The organism is Acanthopleuribacter pedis (genome assembly GCF_017377855.1).
GTDB lineage: Bacteria > Acidobacteriota > Holophagae > Acanthopleuribacterales > Acanthopleuribacteraceae > Acanthopleuribacter > Acanthopleuribacter pedis.
In genome coordinates this window covers 147,225-164,590 of record NZ_JAFREP010000021.1, presented here as the reverse complement: position 1 = coordinate 164,590, position 17,366 = coordinate 147,225, and the positions used below count along the sequence as shown (strand labels likewise).

Here is a 17,366-nt window from a genome sequence, read left to right as displayed (position 1 = left end):
AAGGTGATCCCCATCTCCCGGTCACGTCGCCGGCTCAGGAAATTTTTTGCAGGGTTGTGGTTTTGTTGTTTGCGGCGGGGTTCACCGTGCCGGAACCCCGGCCGCGGATGATCGGTTGTAAAGGGACGCAAGGGGCGGGGCCGCCATGATGACGACCCCTTTTCCTCATTTGTCGGTTTGCAAGGCGAGGGGACCGCGGTCGATGACGACTTCTTGGATTTCACCGATGAAATCCAAATCGGGAAAATCGCCGTAGCGGCCAAGGGTAACGGCCGTGTCGGTGTCCACGCTTCCAAAACCCGGTGCAAGGTCCTCGACCCTTCGGACGAGAGACACCCCGTCCTGGCTAAACAGCTCGATCCATATCTGATGGGTGAAGCGGTTCAGGCCAGCTTCAACGCGGTAGGTTGTGCCCCGCGCCATGGATACCCCGGCAAAGACAGTGGTTGTGGTGTTGCCGTCGCGCACTTGGAAAAACGGCTGCAGGCCGAATTGCGAGATACCGACCAACCAGCCGCGCACCCCGGGGGTGCTGGACCAAGGTGTTCCGCGACCGACCACGCCCAAGTCTTGGTCGGGTTCCCCCGTTCCCAGTTGAATGGCCAAGGTGGTGTTGGTGCGGAAGGCGTCTTCGCCGAATGCGAGGCTTGCGCTTTGTTCGAGTTCAACGGCGGTGGCGCCTTCGAATTGCGTTACCGAACCATTTGTGCAATTTGTGGGCTGGGGCACATGGCCGCGGACCAGGCCGTGGTTGGCGTAACCCGAAAGGTCCTCCACCCGTTCTTCTGTTCCCGGCCGCCAGCGACCGACCCGGCCGTAGAGCCGCTGAACGTCGTCGTCGGTGAGGGCTGTTTTGCGCACCTCGATTTGGTCGAGGGCGCCGATGAATGGGGTGAGCGCGTTGCTGAACATGGCGGCGCCGACGGCGCCCGGTTCGGCGTTGTCGAAATCGACGGTTCCCGCGGGAATGGGTTGTTGGTCGACCCGTTCGCCGTTGAGGTACAGCCGGAATTCCGCCGACGTCCGATCAACCACCGCCACGGCATGATGCCAGTCATCGTTTCCAACGATTTGGTCGTGGTTCAATTGGGTCTGAATGCCGCCCGAGCGTGCGAGGAACACCAGAAAATTGTTGGCCACGCCCAGGCTCCAGCCGTTTTGGGTATCGTTTTCGGGGTGGTAACCTGAACGGATGATGCCCCTAGAATCACTGTTTGGCGAGGTTTTGAAGAAACCGGAAACCGAAAAGGATCCCGACGCGAATTGAAGGTGGGTGCTGTCGATTTCCGCAAAGGTCGCGCCGTCGAACGCCCCTGCTTGACCGCTCACGCCCGCCACCGGGGTGACGGCGCCCTGAACGGTAGTCGGGACGGCGTGGCCGGAGGTGTCAGTGAGCGTCGCACCTTCAAAATCCCAGCGGGCGGCCAGGGCGAAGTCATTGGCGATTTGATCCGCGGAAAGCGCTTTGCGAATGATGCGAATGTCATCAAGCACACCGATGAATTCGCGTTCCGTTTGACCGGGCCAATCACCAATGACCAGGGGTTGGTCGGATTGGTCGAAACGGGGCGTCAGTTCCGCCGCGGGAATCGGGGCGGTGACTTCGTTAGCGCCGTCCAGATAGAGCCGCACTTCTCCAGCTTGGCGGTCAATAACCGCGGTCAACTGGTGCCAAGCGCCGTCGTTCGCGATCTCGGGGACGGTAAGCCCTACCGTGGTTGGGCCGCTCTTGAGGCGAAGCGTGGGCTGCCCGTCGCCGTCGAGGGCGAGCACCCAACCGGCGAGGTCCGGCTCCGAATGGTTGGGGAATCCGCGACCGATGATGCCGGGGGCACGGGTCTGGGTGGTTTTGATCCAACTGGAGACAGTGTATGAATCGCGGCCAAAAAACAGGCTGGGGTCGGCGAAATCACCCGCTTCCTTGTTCACATACATATCCGAGGTTGCGTGGAATTGCACACCGCCGGTGAATTTTCCTATGGCGGGATGGATTCTTGACGCTGTTGCATGGTTTTCGTATGCCGAAAGGTCCAGGCTTTCGTTCACACTTGACCATTCCATCCCCAGATTCAAAACGGTTTCCGTGTCAAAGGTGTTCGGTTCCTTTACCTCAAGCGCGAGGAAGTTGTGGGCGGGAACCTCAACCATGAGGCTCTTTTGGCCCGGGCCGGAACCGGGATCAAGGGGTACGTAATGGGTTGCACCGGTCCAGGTTGAGCACACCATTTCACCAACGGGATCACCACCTGGTTCAGGCGGTCCGGCAAGTGGGTCCCAGGCGGAAACCGAAACGGAGATGTCGCGATAAAGGTCCAGGGCTTGATCAACCCCATCGGACAAACCGAGTTCCGCGAGATCCAGGTTGAGGCAGACTTCTTCAGCCGTTTCTTCGTTGTTCATGATCACCAGCAACGCCTTACCCGGTCGCCGGTAGACGGACCAAATCAAGGGTGTTTCCGCGTTGGGATCGGCGAGTGTGACGGGCAGATCAGCGCCCCAGGGAAGGTGTTCGGTGAAGCGATCATGGCCGAAGCGGACCATGATCTGACCGGCCCTGGCCAAGGGCATGCGGTGGATGTGGTCATCCCAGAGCCGGATGTCGTGAACCAGGCTCATGCCGACGATGTGCTCGGCGGGACCGATACCGGGGTCGCCGAAGACTTTCTGGTTGGTTTGAGCTGCGTTTAGACCCCCGTGCGCGGCGAGGCGCGAGATCTCGGGAATAAATACCGGGGCACCGCCCTGGGAAGCGATATACATGGCCGTCATGGGACCGTGGTCGAACCAAGGGAGGTTTTGGTAATGAAAGTCGGTCTCGAGTTGGGCCTTGAAATCCCCGATGGATTCGCCGTCCAGAAAGAAATCAGCAAAGCCGGCGAGCGGCGGCTCAGGGAAACCGGTGTTGTGGTATTTGACCACCATGTGCGGGTAGTGTTCCGCCAACATGAGTGTTAAGCGTTCTCGGAATTCGCGGTTGGCAAATACCGAATATTCGCCGGAAAGGAACCCGTCACGGGCCGGCTGGGCAATACCGATTTCGCGGTTAAGGGTGAAACCGGAATCGGCGGTGTCGAGGTAGAGGCCGCCGACGGCCTCCGCAAGCCGAGGATGATTGTCAAAAAGCGATTTAATCTGCCACAGCAGGTAGTTTTGGTAAGACGTTGAAGCAAGGGTTGTTGAGATGCGGGTATTGGCCGGAGCATCGTGCCGATACCCGCCCGTGAAGGAGGCACCCGAGATCCATTCGGCGGCATAACCTTCTAAATCCTGGGTACCCGGCCACAGGTAGTGCAGGTTCATGTACATCAGGGGACGATCCTGATGCCGCTCAAACCAATCCTCCCAGCCCGATTCCAACGGATTCAGCCGGTTGAAGTAGTTGTTGATATGCCAGTTAGAATTGTTGTGATGCAATGGTGACAAGGTTTCCCGGCTAAGCGGATCGCGTGGTTTGACCGGGGTGGCCTGAATGCCGAATGCCAGTTCAAGCGGTTCGCTCAGATCAAAGTTTTGGTTGGCGAGGGTGATTTCCAGATAGACGTCACCCCCGACGCCGCGTGCGTCCAGGTACACCAGGCCGTCGTTGCTGCTTACCGGCCAATCCCGGACCGTTTCGGCAAACCAGTACAGACCGACCTTTTGGTTTCCGATCCAGATCGAGGGTTTTTGGGCGGCATCCAAGTGGATGAGCTGATCAACAATGGGGCCGATCATGTCGGGGGCTCTGCCTTCCATCAAGGAATAACCGACCTCGGCAATCTCGCGGCGAATGGGAATGCGCAGAAGCAGGTTGTCGAAGCTCTGATTCCCGTTGCCGGAGACGGTTAACCGACAATAGGCCAGGCCGTCGTAGGCGATTTCCCAGGATTGGGTGAGCTGGACATTGCCGGGGAAGGTGCCGTCCAGGGTCAGGGTTGCTGCTTTTGGCGAGGTTTGGGTCCAGTTGGATGAAGTTACCGTCGCCGGCTGGTTGTCGAGCAACAGCGTCATGGAGCCGGCGAGTAGGTCGGTGCCTAATGCGGTGATTTGGCTGGGCTGTAGGTTGTCGCCAAACTGGTACTGACGTCCCCAAACGGAAGCTTGGTTAAGGGGATTGTTCGAGAAAGTCACGCCGGTCCAGGGTTGAGGAACCTCGCCGGTGCGGCCGAGGTTATTGCCCGACCACGCCGGTACGGGTTTCTTTTTGATGGAAAAGGTTTGGGAAGCAACCGTTGTACCGCCCCTTACCAAATCGATTCTAAGATCGTAGGTCGTATCAACAACCAACTCGGTGACGGGTTCCCTAACCCTGAAGGTGTTCCCTTGCGCGGCGCTGTAGGTGATGCATTTGACGGGCGTTTCTTCAGTGGGATCGGTGAAGCTGAGTTCCAGGGAAAAGCCGCTGTTATCGTCGGTAGGCACAAAAGGTAGAAAACCTTCGAGGTGGACAAAATCTTCGCTCGGATGGTGGTAAAGCTGGGTCACTTCCAGTTGATCAGAGGTGTAATCGGCCGTTAGTTGGGTTAAGTCGGGTGTGGCATTCAGAAGGGCGATTTCGTCACTGCTCAGCGCGCGATCAAAAATATAGACTTCGTCCATGAGCGTGTCCCCGGCGATCGAAGGATTCCAAGGGTTCCCGAACACCAGGGTGTCGGATAAAACAGGGAGAAGGTCGTCGGTAGGGAGCTGGGTTCGGCCGGCGAGTGTGCCGTTTAGGTAAAGGCTGACCAGGCCCCCGTTCCAGGTCATGGCGACGTGGTTCCATTGGCCAATCTGCCAATCCTGGACCAAGGTGTCGACGAAAAAGATTTGATCCTCGTTGAAGGTGTTTTGCGCGGTGATCCGCACGGGTGTCAGGGGGTCGAGTCCGGCACTTTTGTTGAGGACAATAACGCCTTGAGCCAGGTTATTTCCGAACTGAAAAAAGCGTCGGTAGTCGGTGTCGATGAGAAAGACATCTTCCGGGTCCTCGTCGTTGACGGCCCATGCATCGTCCTTCAGCCAGAAACTGATGGTGCCCGCCTCGATTTCGATCAGGTTCCCCGGCGAGTAGGCGGGGAAGGGCCCGGTATAGAGTTTCAGGGCGTTGCCCTTGATGCCGCCGCAGTCGGTAAATTCAAAGTCGTTGGTCGATCCGTATTTAATAGACGGGACAGGGCCCGGGGGTTGAAACCCCAAGCCGTCGGTGGTGTCATCTTCAAACGGAATATACAACAGGCGCGCGTCCGTGATGGTGCTTGGTGAGAACAGCGTGGGATCGGGAACGGGATCGGGATTGACACCGGGATTGGCCGATGCAATCGGCGGCAGGCATACCGACATCGCCGCCAGGACGAGTCGGAGGAAAAGGGTGTTACATTTCATAATAAAAACCTCTCGCAACTTTGTATGCACGGCGTCTTTGCTAAAGACGGTCGGCGCATGGCGTTGCCTGTTTCGGACCCATGTTGGGAGGCCATGGGGTTGGATGAATGGGTAACCGCAAGCGATGTTCGAATCCGGTAGGGGTCCAATAGAGGTAGGGAATGCGGCCGAAAAAAGATAAATTGAGATCGTACCGTTCCGGTGAGACGCGAGAATCGAATGCTATGGGTTCGTGAAGAAGGCGCCCGCCTGCCTTCTCCAGTTCACGTCCTCTTTTTGCAAAAAACCGGTCACTTCTTTTATTTAGTTGCGGCGATGGTTTGCCTGGTTCGCTTGTTAGGGGCGTCGGCATGGGTTGCGAGCCGTTGAATTTGCCTCCAGGAGGGGGGCGACCCGCCTGGAAGCGCGTTGGGTTTGGTTCGAATTGGCGCGGTGGTGGAAAGCAACCGCGGTGCGTTTCACGCGGTTTCCACGAAAACCGAGTGAAACGCTACCGTTGGTTGGGTCAGGAGCTAAGGACGGCTCGGTCGGCTTAGGGTACCGGGTCCGCCGTGCTTGCATTGGCGATGGCCGGCTCGCCCGCCTCGTTAAACACGAAAACGACCCCGGTCAGCAGGCGTCCGTCCGCGGCTTCAACCACCAGGCTCACATCGCCTTGACCGGCGCCGACCAGCTCGGTGAGGGTTCGTGCCGTCGGTTCCCAGGGGTGCGTGCCACGCAGCACCGTACCGGGCGCTACCTCATTTCCGGCCGCGTCGAAGAATCGCAAGGTGAGATCCACCGCCGTTTCACCGGTGTGGAGGAAAACCGGGGCCGCGATGAAGCCGTTGCTGTTGGGCAGGAAGCCGTAAAGCAACCGCCCGCTCGCGCGCCCGCCGGCGCGGGCCGGATCCACCGCCACACCTTGGCTGGGCGATTGGCCGACCGCCGTGTTGGCGGTGACCCAGGAACCGATCAGGCCGCCGGTGGGTGCTTCCAGCGTGACGCTGTAGCCGGGACCGGAACCCAGTTCGGTAAACAAGGAACCCGCCGCCTCGCGCAGGAACCCGCCGGCCGGGATGGTTCGCGTCACCGCTTGGGAAACGCCGCCCTCGCGGCGTGCGGTCAGGACGACCCTGACCGCGGTGGTGCCCGTGTTGGCCGCCACGATGACGCTTTCGAATGCGCCGACATTATGGGAGACCCAGGGGTAAAGCAAGGTTTGCGGCCCGGTGCGGCCGCGGTCCACGCGGGTCACGTTGGCCATGGCCGATTCACGGGCCTCGTTAAACACAAAGTTCACGCCGGTTAAGCGTCCGTTGTGCGCCGTGGCGATCATGACCGCGTCTTGCGGGACTGTTAACAAGTCGCTCGCAATCTGTGCAATGGGGACGTAGGGTTGCACGGCGTGAAGCACCCTGCTGCCGATGGCGTTGCCGGCGGTGTCGAACAGGGTGAGGGTAACGTCGCTGGGATCGAGGCCCACATTCACCAAAACCGGGGCCGAGAGAAAACCCTCGCTAGAGGGCAGGAAGCCGAAGGCCACCTCTTGACCCAGCGCCGCGTTGTCGGTCGCGTTCAGGTCGATGGCGTTGGCGAGGGACGGGCTTTGGCCGGAACCGCTGCCGCTTTGCCGGTTATAAGTTACCCAGCTCCCGCGCAGATGGCGTTGTTCGCTACGCAGCACCACGCTGTAGCCCGAGGCCAAATCGGGAAACAGATCGGCGGCTGAAGCGCGCATAAAACCCCGTGCCGGGATGGTGCGGGTGGCGGTTGCGGTTTCCCCTTCGCCGCGGGTGGCGGTCAGGGTGACGACCGCCTCGGTTTGGCCGGGGTTGTTGGCAAGCAACAGGCTTTCGAAGGACGCGTTGTTGGAGATCCACGCGTAAAGCAGCTTGGACGTTGCCGCATCGGTTTCGATGCGGTTACCTTGCAGGGTGCGATTGAGGCACCACGCGCCGATGGATTGGCCCGCGCCCGCTTCAACCGTTACTTGCTCGGGATAGGTGTCCCCGTAGCGCTCGAGCATGGTCAGGAAGTGGGCGTTCGCCAAGCTGTTGGGGTCGGTTTCGAAATCGACCAAGGTGGTGTAATTAAGGGATTTGAGGGTGTAGCTTCCGCTCGGCAAGCCGCCGATAAAGAAGGTACCGCCCAACGCAAAAACCACCTTGAGGAGCCGCTCCCCGTCGAAAACGGCAACGACCTCGTTTTGCGTTGCAGCGCTGCAATCCGCCGATTTGAGGTCGCCGGAAAGCCAACCGCCGGCCCTTGGGTGCAGGTCGATGTCGGTTCGTAACGCGCCCGCGGCAAGTGCGACCGGTGTTGCGGCGGCTGGGGTTTCCGCGTCGGCATAGTAGGTGACGCCCGCGTTAAGGCAGCCGAAATTGAGGGTCCAGAACAAGAGTTCGCCAAGCCCAACCGTGGCGGGAATTTCGGGGTCAATCGCAATATCAAAAAGACCCTCGTGCAAGCCGTCAATGCGATAGGTACCGTCACTTGAATCGAGGCTGCCGAAGAATTGTTCGCCGTTGTCGCGGTTGATCGCGGCAATTTTGTTGATGCGCGGAATGGTCCCGTTTTCTAAACGCACGCTCCCGCGGATTTCACCGCCTGGCGCGAGCAAGAGGTCCACGCCCTCGCGGGTTTGGTTCCCTTGCAACGAAAGAACCGTGGCCGTGCCGGCGGAGGTGCCGCCAAAGTAGGTGGCGGCGTAACCGTCGTTGGTCGGCGGCATCGGCAAAGCCTCGAGAACGTATTGACCATCGCGCAAACCCTTAATTTCATAGGGGGCCGGTTCTTCAAAAGTCACCTCGATCAAATCGGTACCGACCCATGCGCGCGTCTCGGCGTCGCGGGCCACCATGATCAATTCCCCCTCAAACACCCCTGGCGGCAGCGTGACCAATCCGCGTAACTTATTTCCTGGATGTATGTTAAGGGTGACGGGGGTGTTGGTGCCGGGAAAGACCCAGATGGGTTCCGGGTGGACCAGGTTGTGGAAGGCGCCCGTGGAGAAGGAGCCCAGGCGGTATTCACCTTTTGGCAGATAGTGGGTCGTCTGTGAGGTTTGGGGCCGAAATTGGAAGGTGCGACCACCGCGTTCGATCAGGGTTACCGTGCCAAGCACACCCGCGCCCGTCGGCAGGGGTTCGGCATCGTCGTTGTAGGTCAAGGTCAGGGTTCCCAAGATCTTGGCGTTGAAAAAGATGTCGAAACCGGATACGTTGGCGCCCTCGGTGATCCTGATCCGATCCGCGTTGGCGGGATCCGTGGTGCCCGGATAAAAATATACCGGCGCACCGTGGTTAAACGGCGAGGATTTATAGGAAAGGCCGATCAGGTAATCACCCGGATCAACGCCGCTTAGGGTGGCCTCCCCGTTGGTGAGGCGGGCAGCCAGGCTGTTGCTGCTTGATGCCGGGCGGACCGCCTGAAGGGTCACCGGATCGACCAATCGGACGAGGACGTCGTTTTCCGAGGTATCGGTGAGGTAAACGCGCGTGGTGAGGGTCCCGCCGCGTTTTGGGGTGATGTTGAGCACCCTGTCGCCCGCGATGGTGATCAGGCGCGCATCGGCAAGGGTAAAACCGTTTTGGTTGCCGACGAAGCGGGTGAGCACGGTGTCGCCGTCGTAGGCCACGTAGTAATCCCCGTCGGGTAAATCAGGAACATGATAGGTTCCGGTGATATCCGGGGCCACGTAGGCCATGGTGCACAGCCCGACCGGGTCAAAGACCTTCACGTAAACCCGTTCGATGGGGTTGCCCGCGGCGTCGGTGACCGTGCCGGATAAACTGCCGGCCCAAAGCGGGAAAGAGGCGAAAAAAAAGAGAGCGGCAACACGAAACATAAACAAGCTCCTAGCTGGGGTTCAGTGAATAGGCGGGTATGAATTAAAGGTGGCGAACCGGTTTTGGCAAAATGGGGCTGGGTCCCAAGGTGGATTTCACCATGTAGAGAAAAGGCCTTCTGTTCACAAAAAAGTGCTGAGCCGGCGACGGGCCCGCCGCGCGTTGGTGAACCTGCTTCCGCCAAAAACCAGCGACAGCGGTTTTTTTTCAAGTAGCTGCCGCCGTGAGGTTTGTGTGAATCGCGGTGGATTTCCCGACCGGAATGCACGCGCACCGTCATTTTTTTATGTCCGTTTGTGGCAAAAAACCGCCAAGCTTATCGCCCGTTTTGCCTTGAATCAATGTTATAAATGGCCCCAATCAGGTCTGGTTTACCCCGCGTCGACGAGCGGGGGAGCCTACCGCGGCGCTTGCAGCTTTGACCTGAAGGGTTGGGGCGTGACGCGTGGGTGCGACCCTTTCGACCAGGTTCGGAACGGTGGTTCCCCAAAAACCCGAGTGACGTCCGCCAAACGAATCGTTCAGGCCGCCGAAGAAGCTTTTGCCGATTGCCGCAACAAGGTTTCACTATTCAATCGTTTGAAGGACATACCATGATGATACCGACCGATCCTATTTGGGATATGATGGGCCAATTGTTTCAGCAACACCCTTGGCACGGCGTGACCATCGGGCCTGAGTCGCCCGAGATGATCACCTGCTACGTGGAGATGGTTTCCAACGACACCATCAAGTACGAATTGGACAAGGTGACCGGTCACTTAAAAGTTGATCGTCCGCAGAAGTACTCCAACATTTGCCCCACGCTGTACGGGTTGGTACCGCAAACTTACTGCGCCGAGAAGGTTGCCGACCGTTGTAACGAGGCGCTGGGCCGCAACGACATCGTGGGTGACCACGATCCGCTGGACATCTGCGTCTTGACGGAAAAGAACATCAACCATGGCAACTTCTTCTTGCAGGCGATTCCCATCGGCGGCTTGCGCATGCTGGACGGCAACGAGGCCGACGAAAAGATCGTGGCCGTGATGAAGGACGACCGTTTGTACGGGCACATGCGCGACATCGACGATTTGCCTAAGCCGTTGCTCGACCGCTTGCGTCACTACTTCCTGACGTACAAAGAAGCGCCGGACTACCTGACCGACCAGAGCAACAACCGCATCGTTGAGATCCCCGAGATCTACAGCCGCGAGGAGGCCTTTGAGGTCATCAAACGCAGCCAAGAAGATTACACGGAGTACTTTAGCCACATCAAAGGCATGTTGACCAAGATGCTGCGTGGCCCCTGGTTCGACATGTCCAGCAAAGACGTCGTCGACAAACCGTCCGTTTAATCCCGACCGCTCATTTAAATTGATACGGCCGTCATCCCTAGTGGGGCGACGGCCGTTTGTTCTTTTACTCGGTTTCTACCAGGCTGTTAGAGGAAGATGAAGCGGTAGGGCAAAGATTCCGGTGGGTAATCCTCGTTATGGATCATTTGTTCAAAGATTTGACGGCGGTGGCCGGCTCGAATACCTTCCGCGTCGTTCAGACCCAAGGTTTTGATGGTTTCCCGGGCTCGTTGCTGGTCAGGTAACGAGGCGCTGGGGTTGATCTCAATTTTGCCCGTTCGTGGGTCAAATAAAAAATATGTGTGGAACTGATAACCCTGGACATCGGGTTTGAGTAACCGCTCAGAGTAATCGGTGCCTTTCGCCTCTTGGCATTGGTCGCAACAGAGGAAGAGGTTTTCCCAGGAAAAAGCCTCCTCGGGATAGTGTTCCTTACTTTGAAATGATCAAGGGTGCGTCGCGAGGTAGCGGCAAGTGGGTGGCCGTCGCAATAGTTACAGTGATTGTGGGTAAGTGCGACAAGGTGCGCTGAATTCGCTTTGTTGATGGGTTCCTTGCGAACTTTCGGCCATTGGAATTTGGGCTTTTGTTTCTTTTTTTGTTCTGCCTTGGGTAAAGCGGCGTAATCGTTTAACCGTTTGAGATACGCATCGCGATAGGTTTCGGCTTTAGCCAAAACCTCGGGGGCGGCGTCTCGTTTCATGGGCATCATAGGGTGATGTCCTGCTGAAGGATGCGAGACAACTGATTGATTTCAAAAGCGACGATCTGTTTGATTTCCGGCCCGGTTTCCACTAGGGATGCAGCCAAAGCGGTTAACGCATCCAGTTTCCCGTGATCACCTTGCAGTATGTCATCCCTGAGCTTGGAAAATTGGTCAAGCTGATCCTCAACGGTTTTTCCGAACCGCGCATCAATATCGAAGGTATATCGCAAGACACGGTCGACACTAACGCCTTCACTGGTCGTTGTTGAATCGACCAGGATGGAAAGCCCGTTTTGGATGCGAAATTGGTGGACGGTTGCATTGTCAACGGAGTTCACAACAAATGGGGAATGGGTAGAGCAAAAAATTTGGGCGTTAGGGAAGAGTTGTTGCACAACCCGCAACACTTTGCGTTGCCAAGATGGATGCATGTGGATGGCAATTTCATCAAGAAAAAGAATAAAATTTTGCGAAAGAATATCGCCTGGTTTTTCCCATTTAACGCGGTCCAAACGACTGACGAGGTCGCCCAGCCAGCCTAAAAAGGATTTGATGCCGTCGGGTAGAATGCCGACCTCCAGACTTCGACCATTTACCAAAAGCGCCACAATAAATGGTGATGTTTGGAGTTTAATTTTTACATCCTCTTCCAGCATGATCTCCAGAGCGCGTTCTAATTGCCTAATCGGTTTTCTGAAGCGCTCGGCTTGTTGGAAATTCCCGTTGCTTTGTTCAATAGCCGCTTTAGAGGCGGTGAGTGCGATCCACTTTAGCAATTCTTCCGGTTTCTGTTGAAAGTCCAAAGCGCCTTGAAGTGGGCCGATTTCGAGCTCTTCCAGGCCTTGAATATAAGGCTCGGGTAAGGTGGCATAGCGGCCGGCATAAGAAAAAGCGGCCCAATCTGTGTCTGGTTCGGGGTTACTATTACGTCGTCTTTGGTGCTTAAAAAGTTGGGAGAAACGATCAATTACAGGGATTCGGAAAAGGTTTGTTTCATTTCGGCGCTGAAACTTCATTATATCTTCTGAAGTAACCGTTTTTCTCATCGCCTCATCGGGAATCCCTAAGTAGACTTGGTTGGTACCTTGGGAAGCGCTTTCATCTGATGATTTGGGATGATCCAAAATCGCGCGTAGGTGTGGATGTGTACCATTCAGCCAAAATCTCCGTTCGAGTTCGTAGTCAAAATCAAAAGCGGCGGCCAAGGCATACAAAAGGGTTGTTTTGCCGCATCCATTGGGGCCTGTGAAGATATGAACTTCGGCGTGTTCTTTATCGCCACATTTTGGAAAGGTTAAATCCAGTCCTTGAAAAGGGCCGACTTCAGAAAGTTGGAGTTTCTGGATCCTCATAAATGCCTCATGGTGTGAAGACTTACCGGATTCTAGCCCCATGCACGCATTGTGGGCAAGCGTTCCCATTCATCATTAGATGATTGGGCCACATTTCATCGTGACCACTTGCAGGGGAAGCCGGCGCGAAGAGATCGGAGGAATCAGGTGCCCGTTTAACTGGTTTTGAAGCCGTGCTTGCTGAGGAGGCGGTGGAGGTAGCTGCGTTGCATGTCGGCCTCGCGTGCCGCGGCTGAGACGTTTTGTGCGTTTTCTTCCATGAGAATGGCCAAAAATTGTTTTTCGACCTCGTCTGCCGCGCGTTGGCGCGCTTCCTCGCGCACCCGTTTTAGGACCTCGTTGTTGAGGGTTTCGAAATGGATCGCCTGCTTCTCCGCCGCTTCCTCGATGGTGGTTGTTTCAACACCGCTGAGGCTTTTGCCGTAGGCGACCAATACCGCAGGCGGTAGGAGGTTGGGACCGATGACCGCGCTTTCGCTGAGCAGGCAGCAGCGCTCGATGATGTGGCTCAACTCGCGAACATTGCCAGGGAAATCATAGGATTCCAGAATTTTAAGCGTGTCGGAGGCGAGGCGGCCTTCGCCGCGGCGTTTCCAGTGCTTTTTCAAAAAGTATTCGGCCAAAATCGGGATGTCGCTTTTGCGCTCGCGCAGCGGGGGCAGGTTGATTTCCACCACGTTGAGCCGGTAGTAGAGGTCGCGGCGGAAGGTGCCGGCTTCAATCATTTGCGGGATGTTTTGGTGGGTGGCCGAAATAACGCGTACGTCGACGGATTCGACGCGGTCGGAACCGACCCGTTGGAATTCACCAAACTGCAGGAAACGCAGGAGCTTGGCTTGGACCACCATGGGGATTTCGGCGACCTCGTCAATAAAAAGCGTGCCGCCGTCGGCCTGGGCGATGCGGCCGAGCCGGTCGCTGGTCGCCCCCGTGAAGGCGCCGCGTTTATGGCCAAACAGTTCCGATTCGAACAGCGTTTCGGGTAACGCGGAACAGTGCAATACAACATAAGGCTTGCTGCAACGTGAGCTGTGTTCGTACAACGCGCGGCCTACGAGTTCTTTGCCGGTCCCGGTTTCGCCAAGCACGAGCACGGGTGAATCGGCGTCGGCGACCTTGTTCACCATTTCCATGGCGTGCAGCAGCTTGGGGTGTTGGCCGACGATGTAGCCGATGCCGCGATCCGGCTGCATGCCGGCGCGGTAGGCTTCGAGCGCGGAACTGACGGCTTCGCGCAATTCATTGCGGTCAAAGGGTTTCATCATGAACCGGAAGACCTGCTCCTGGTTAATGGCCTGGACGACCACCTCAAAATCGGTGTAACCGGTCAGGATAATGCGTTTGGCTTGGGGCACGATGTGTTTGGCCTCGCGCAGGAAATCGAGGCCGGACATACGCGGCATGCGTTGGTCGGTAATGATGAGATGGACGCGCTGGGGTTCGGGCAATTCTTTGAGTAGGTCGAGCGCGGCACGGCCGTCGTGGGCGGTGAGGACCTGGTGTTCTTTTTGGAGTAACTGCTCCAAAATCATGACGTTGGACGGTTCGTCGTCAACCACCAGGATGGTGTGGTTTTTGGGTTTGGCGTCGGCGGTTTTTGAGGCTTTAAGCGCCTTTTTATTGAATACGCTCATGGCATCACGTCCTTTATCAAAACAAAATGGTCCGGGTATCGCGGGGAAAAGCTGCTCGAGGCAACGGCAAAACGGACGGGGACCGGACTATCCGGGCGGGCGGTCGGCTTGAGATCGGGCATGTTCGGTGACGTGGGAAACGGGGGAGGTAGGACGGGTTTCCCTGAATTGTCGAACCCAAACGGCGTCAAAAGCTGGGGACCTGCTCGATTCATTAAAAGTACGGGGGCCTGAATCAAGATGGGAATGCAGGTTTGCTCCCTCTTTATCATTGGTGCCATTTTAGCCGAGCCAGATTCATGAAGCGAGCGATGGTGCTCAAAAAACGCATTATTTTGCGAAGAAACGGGCTTGGTTGAAAAAGTTCCACTTGGGTTTTTAATTGGGTGGAGGGATGTGGCGTTCTGAGAACCGAAAATTCTGGGTGAGAGGGGAGTGTCCCGGGTGAGGTGTATCCGGGCGAGTTATCAGGTGAAACTTCACCGGTGACATCGGCGGCGGCTACGGGGCCCGGCGTGGCGACATGTTGCGGACCGTTAAAACGACTTTTAGCGAGGCAACTTGTTTTATAGGAGTGGTTTAGGTTTTTATTTTTTACTTGCTTTTAAAAAGTGGCATTGCCGTTGCTAATGGGGATAGTAACCGCAACGATGCGGTACACGCCTTACCCAAGGCTCCTTAGCCTTAAATAATTAAGGCACTTTCGTAAAGCGTGTTCGTCACGAGAATCGGCAGGACTTTTAATTCCTGTCGTCGACTAAGAACATGATCAAAGTCAAACACTTAGCTTAACCAAGCCGCTTCAGGCGGTATGGGCGTCGTCTGGCCGAAATTGGGTGGCAACCGAGGAATTATGCACGCTGCTTATATAAGAAAACATAGTGTGTTCACGCTGTTGGTAACAGTGTTGCTGATCGGTTTCCTTACTATTCCAGCGAATGCATCTGATCGTCGGGAGGGTGAACAGCCTGCCGCGAAATCGGTGGAAACCACCAGCCCGCCCGCCGCGGCGGCACAACCTGAGCCTGCTCGAGAAAACGCGGCTCAGGCTGAACCCCAATCCACACCATCTGATCAAGGTTCCGCGGCCGCCCCATCCCAAACCACGGCCGCCGAGGCCAACCAAGAACCAAAACAAGAACCAAAACAAGAACCGAAACAAGCATCCAAACCAGAAACGCGATCCGAAACAGCGTCCGAGCCGGAGCCGGTTAAAACCGATGAGCCGGTGGAAGCCGTCCAACCGGAACCGCCGCAAACCACCTTATCCGAGGCCCACACCCCTTTCTTCGAACCCGATGTGCTCCTTGGCCGCGTCATCACCCACAACCACGACCTGGTCGGTTACCTGCGCACCTTGGCCCGCGAACAGAAATTGAACCTGGTGGTCGACGGAAGCATCGATATCCAGCTCGACCTCGACATTACCGATCCACGGACAGGCATGAACCAGTTGCTGAACATGCTGGTCCACCTGTACCCGATTAGTTGCGAACGGATCGGTTCCTTTGTCTACGTGCGACCGAATCCCAAACCCAAACAGGTCAACGACCTGCGCTACGATCCCGCGGGCGATACGCTGGCGGTCGCTCTCGACGGCATGACCCCGCGCGATTTCGCCGATCAACTGATCGCGGTCACGGGAAAAAACGTGTTCCTCGATGATTCGGTTAGCGCACTCACCGACAAACGCGTCCACGGCACCTTGGCCGCCCTGCCTTTTGCGGAGGCTTTAACCGAGCTGATGCGCGCCAACCAGTTCGGCGTCAAACAGCAAAACAACATCTTTTTCATCGGCCGGGTTCCCGGTGTTCGGGTGAACCGAGGGTTGATTGATATCTGGTTTGAACACAAACCTTTGGCCGAGGTGTTGCACGCCTTGGCCGCGGAAGGCGCGTTCCCGATCATGATCTCCGACGGTCTGGAAGGTTCGGTGAGTGTCGATCTCAAGGGTGTCACCCTGGAAACCTTGCTGCCGCTGCTCGTGGCCGACACGCCCTACCGCTACCACCGTCGCGACGGGGTTCATGTGATCGGCGGCGAAGATTCGGTCGTCCTCAACGAAACCCGCATCGTGCGCTTCGAGAAGATCCACGTGGGGCTGATCCCCTCCATGATCCCGGAGAGCCTGCTGAGCAAGGTCGAAATGGTGGCGGTCAAGGAAACCAACAGCCTCTTGATAACCGGGCACCCGACCCAGGTCGCCACGGTCGCCGAGGTGGTCGCCCAACTGGACCAAACGGTGCCGCAAGTGCTGTTGGAAGTGGTGGTGGTCGAGTTCAAAGACGAAGAAAAGCTGAACGTGGGCTTGGACCTCAGCAACGGCGAAAACCAAATCTTTCCCAATGCGAATGTGGAAATCAACGGTTTCCGCGAGGCGGGTGGCAACTTCCGCATCATGCGCTTGCCCTCCGATTTCAAACTGAAATTGAAGTTGATGGAAAACGACAAATTGGTCCGGGTGGTGACCCAACCGAAAATCGCGGCGCTCAGCGGCCACGAGGCCACGATGGAGCTCGGTGCGACCTTGCACTACCGCATTAAAACGGAGGAGATGGTCGGCGACGAGAACCCCCGCGTTCGCACCACGGAAAAAGTCGAAGCGGTTAACGCCGTGACCCTGCTCCAGATCCGGCCTTGGGTGATGGGCAAAGACACGGCCACCATTGAAATCTACACCGAGTTCAACTCCTTCGACGGCTCGGTGACGGACAATGTGCCGCCGCCGATTGATGTCAACACCATGCGCTCCTCGGTCCGCTTGCGCAACGGCGAAACCATTGTACTCGGCGGCTTGACGGTAAACACCCGCGACCGCGACGAAAAGAGCCTGCCGGGCATTAGCAAGTTGCCGCTGCTGGGCAAGCTGTTTCGGGACCGCACCTGGGCCACGACCTTGGACGAAATGGTTATTTACATCACCCCGCACATCTACTACGGCGGTGAGCAAAGCCCTGAATACGTTGACGATCCGCGTGTGATGGACCCCCGTATCAGCGAGGTTCGCAAGATGAACCGCGAGGAACGGCGCGCGGCGCGACGGGCCAAACGCGAGGCCAAAAAAGCGGCCAAGTTGGCGAAACTGCGCGCCCTCGCACCCAAACCGGAACCGCGCACAACGATTCCCGAACCCTTACCGGAACAGACGCCCTAACCTGCATTTC

At 57.1% G+C, this 17,366-nt stretch carries 7 protein-coding genes; 2 read left to right on the top strand and 5 right to left on the bottom strand.

The features are described 5' to 3' along the window. Nucleotides 1–165: 165 nt before the first annotated feature. Both J3U88_RS21625 and J3U88_RS21620 read right to left on the bottom strand, forming a co-directional pair. Nucleotides 166–5,343 (bottom strand): LamG-like jellyroll fold domain-containing protein, encoded by a 5,178-nt coding sequence (locus J3U88_RS21625; protein WP_207861063.1) that lies wholly within the window; start codon nt 5,341–5,343, stop codon nt 166–168. A 532-nt stretch (nt 5,344–5,875) separates the two neighbouring features. Then, on the bottom strand, nt 5,876–9,172 hold the full coding sequence (locus J3U88_RS21620; protein WP_207861062.1) for a carboxypeptidase-like regulatory domain-containing protein: 3,297 nt from the start codon (nt 9,170–9,172) through the stop codon (nt 5,876–5,878). Nucleotides 9,173–9,766: 594 nt separating this feature from the next. Between J3U88_RS21620 and J3U88_RS21615 the strand changes: the two genes are divergently transcribed. Further along, nucleotides 9,767–10,510: an inorganic pyrophosphatase gene (locus J3U88_RS21615; RefSeq protein ID WP_207861061.1), complete on the top strand. Its 744-nt coding sequence runs from the start codon at nt 9,767–9,769 to the stop codon at nt 10,508–10,510. Nucleotides 10,511–10,706: 196 nt separating this feature from the next. Here J3U88_RS21615 and J3U88_RS21610 read toward each other — a convergent pair whose 3' ends face one another. The 3 genes from J3U88_RS21610 to J3U88_RS21600 all read right to left on the bottom strand — a co-directional run bounded on the left by J3U88_RS21610 (nt 10,707) and on the right by J3U88_RS21600 (nt 14,202). Beyond that, entirely contained in the window at nt 10,707–11,222 is a 516-nt protein-coding gene (locus tag J3U88_RS21610) for a hypothetical protein (RefSeq protein ID WP_207861060.1), read from the bottom strand. After that, nucleotides 11,219–12,568 carry an AAA family ATPase gene (locus J3U88_RS21605; RefSeq protein ID WP_207861059.1) on the bottom strand — a complete coding sequence of 450 codons (1,350 nt, stop codon included), beginning with the start codon at nt 12,566–12,568 and terminating at the stop codon, nt 11,219–11,221. Before J3U88_RS21605 ends, J3U88_RS21610 begins: the two co-directional genes overlap by 4 nt. A gap of 155 nt (nt 12,569–12,723) precedes the next feature. Beyond that, a complete protein-coding gene (locus J3U88_RS21600; RefSeq protein WP_207861058.1) occupies nt 12,724–14,202 on the bottom strand; it encodes a sigma-54-dependent transcriptional regulator in 1,479 nt (492 codons plus the stop codon). A gap of 883 nt (nt 14,203–15,085) precedes the next feature. Between J3U88_RS21600 and J3U88_RS21595 the strand changes: the two genes are divergently transcribed. After that, complete coding sequence (locus J3U88_RS21595) at nt 15,086–17,356, top strand: secretin N-terminal domain-containing protein (protein ID WP_207861057.1); 2,271 nt, start codon at nt 15,086–15,088, stop codon at nt 17,354–17,356. Nucleotides 17,357–17,366 lie beyond the last annotated feature (10 nt).

Coding starts and splice junctions, on each gene's coding strand:
- J3U88_RS21610 (WP_207861060.1), bottom strand. CDS start 11,222: ATGATGCCCATGAAACGAGACGCCGCCCCCGAGGTTTTGGCTAAAGCC.
- J3U88_RS21600 (WP_207861058.1), bottom strand. CDS start 14,202: ATGAGCGTATTCAATAAAAAGGCGCTTAAAGCCTCAAAAACCGCCGAC.
- J3U88_RS21615 (WP_207861061.1), top strand. CDS start 9,767: ATGATGATACCGACCGATCCTATTTGGGATATGATGGGCCAATTGTTT.
- J3U88_RS21620 (WP_207861062.1), bottom strand. CDS start 9,172: ATGTTTCGTGTTGCCGCTCTCTTTTTTTTCGCCTCTTTCCCGCTTTGG.
- J3U88_RS21625 (WP_207861063.1), bottom strand. CDS start 5,343: ATGAAATGTAACACCCTTTTCCTCCGACTCGTCCTGGCGGCGATGTCG.
- J3U88_RS21605 (WP_207861059.1), bottom strand. CDS start 12,568: ATGAGGATCCAGAAACTCCAACTTTCTGAAGTCGGCCCTTTTCAAGGA.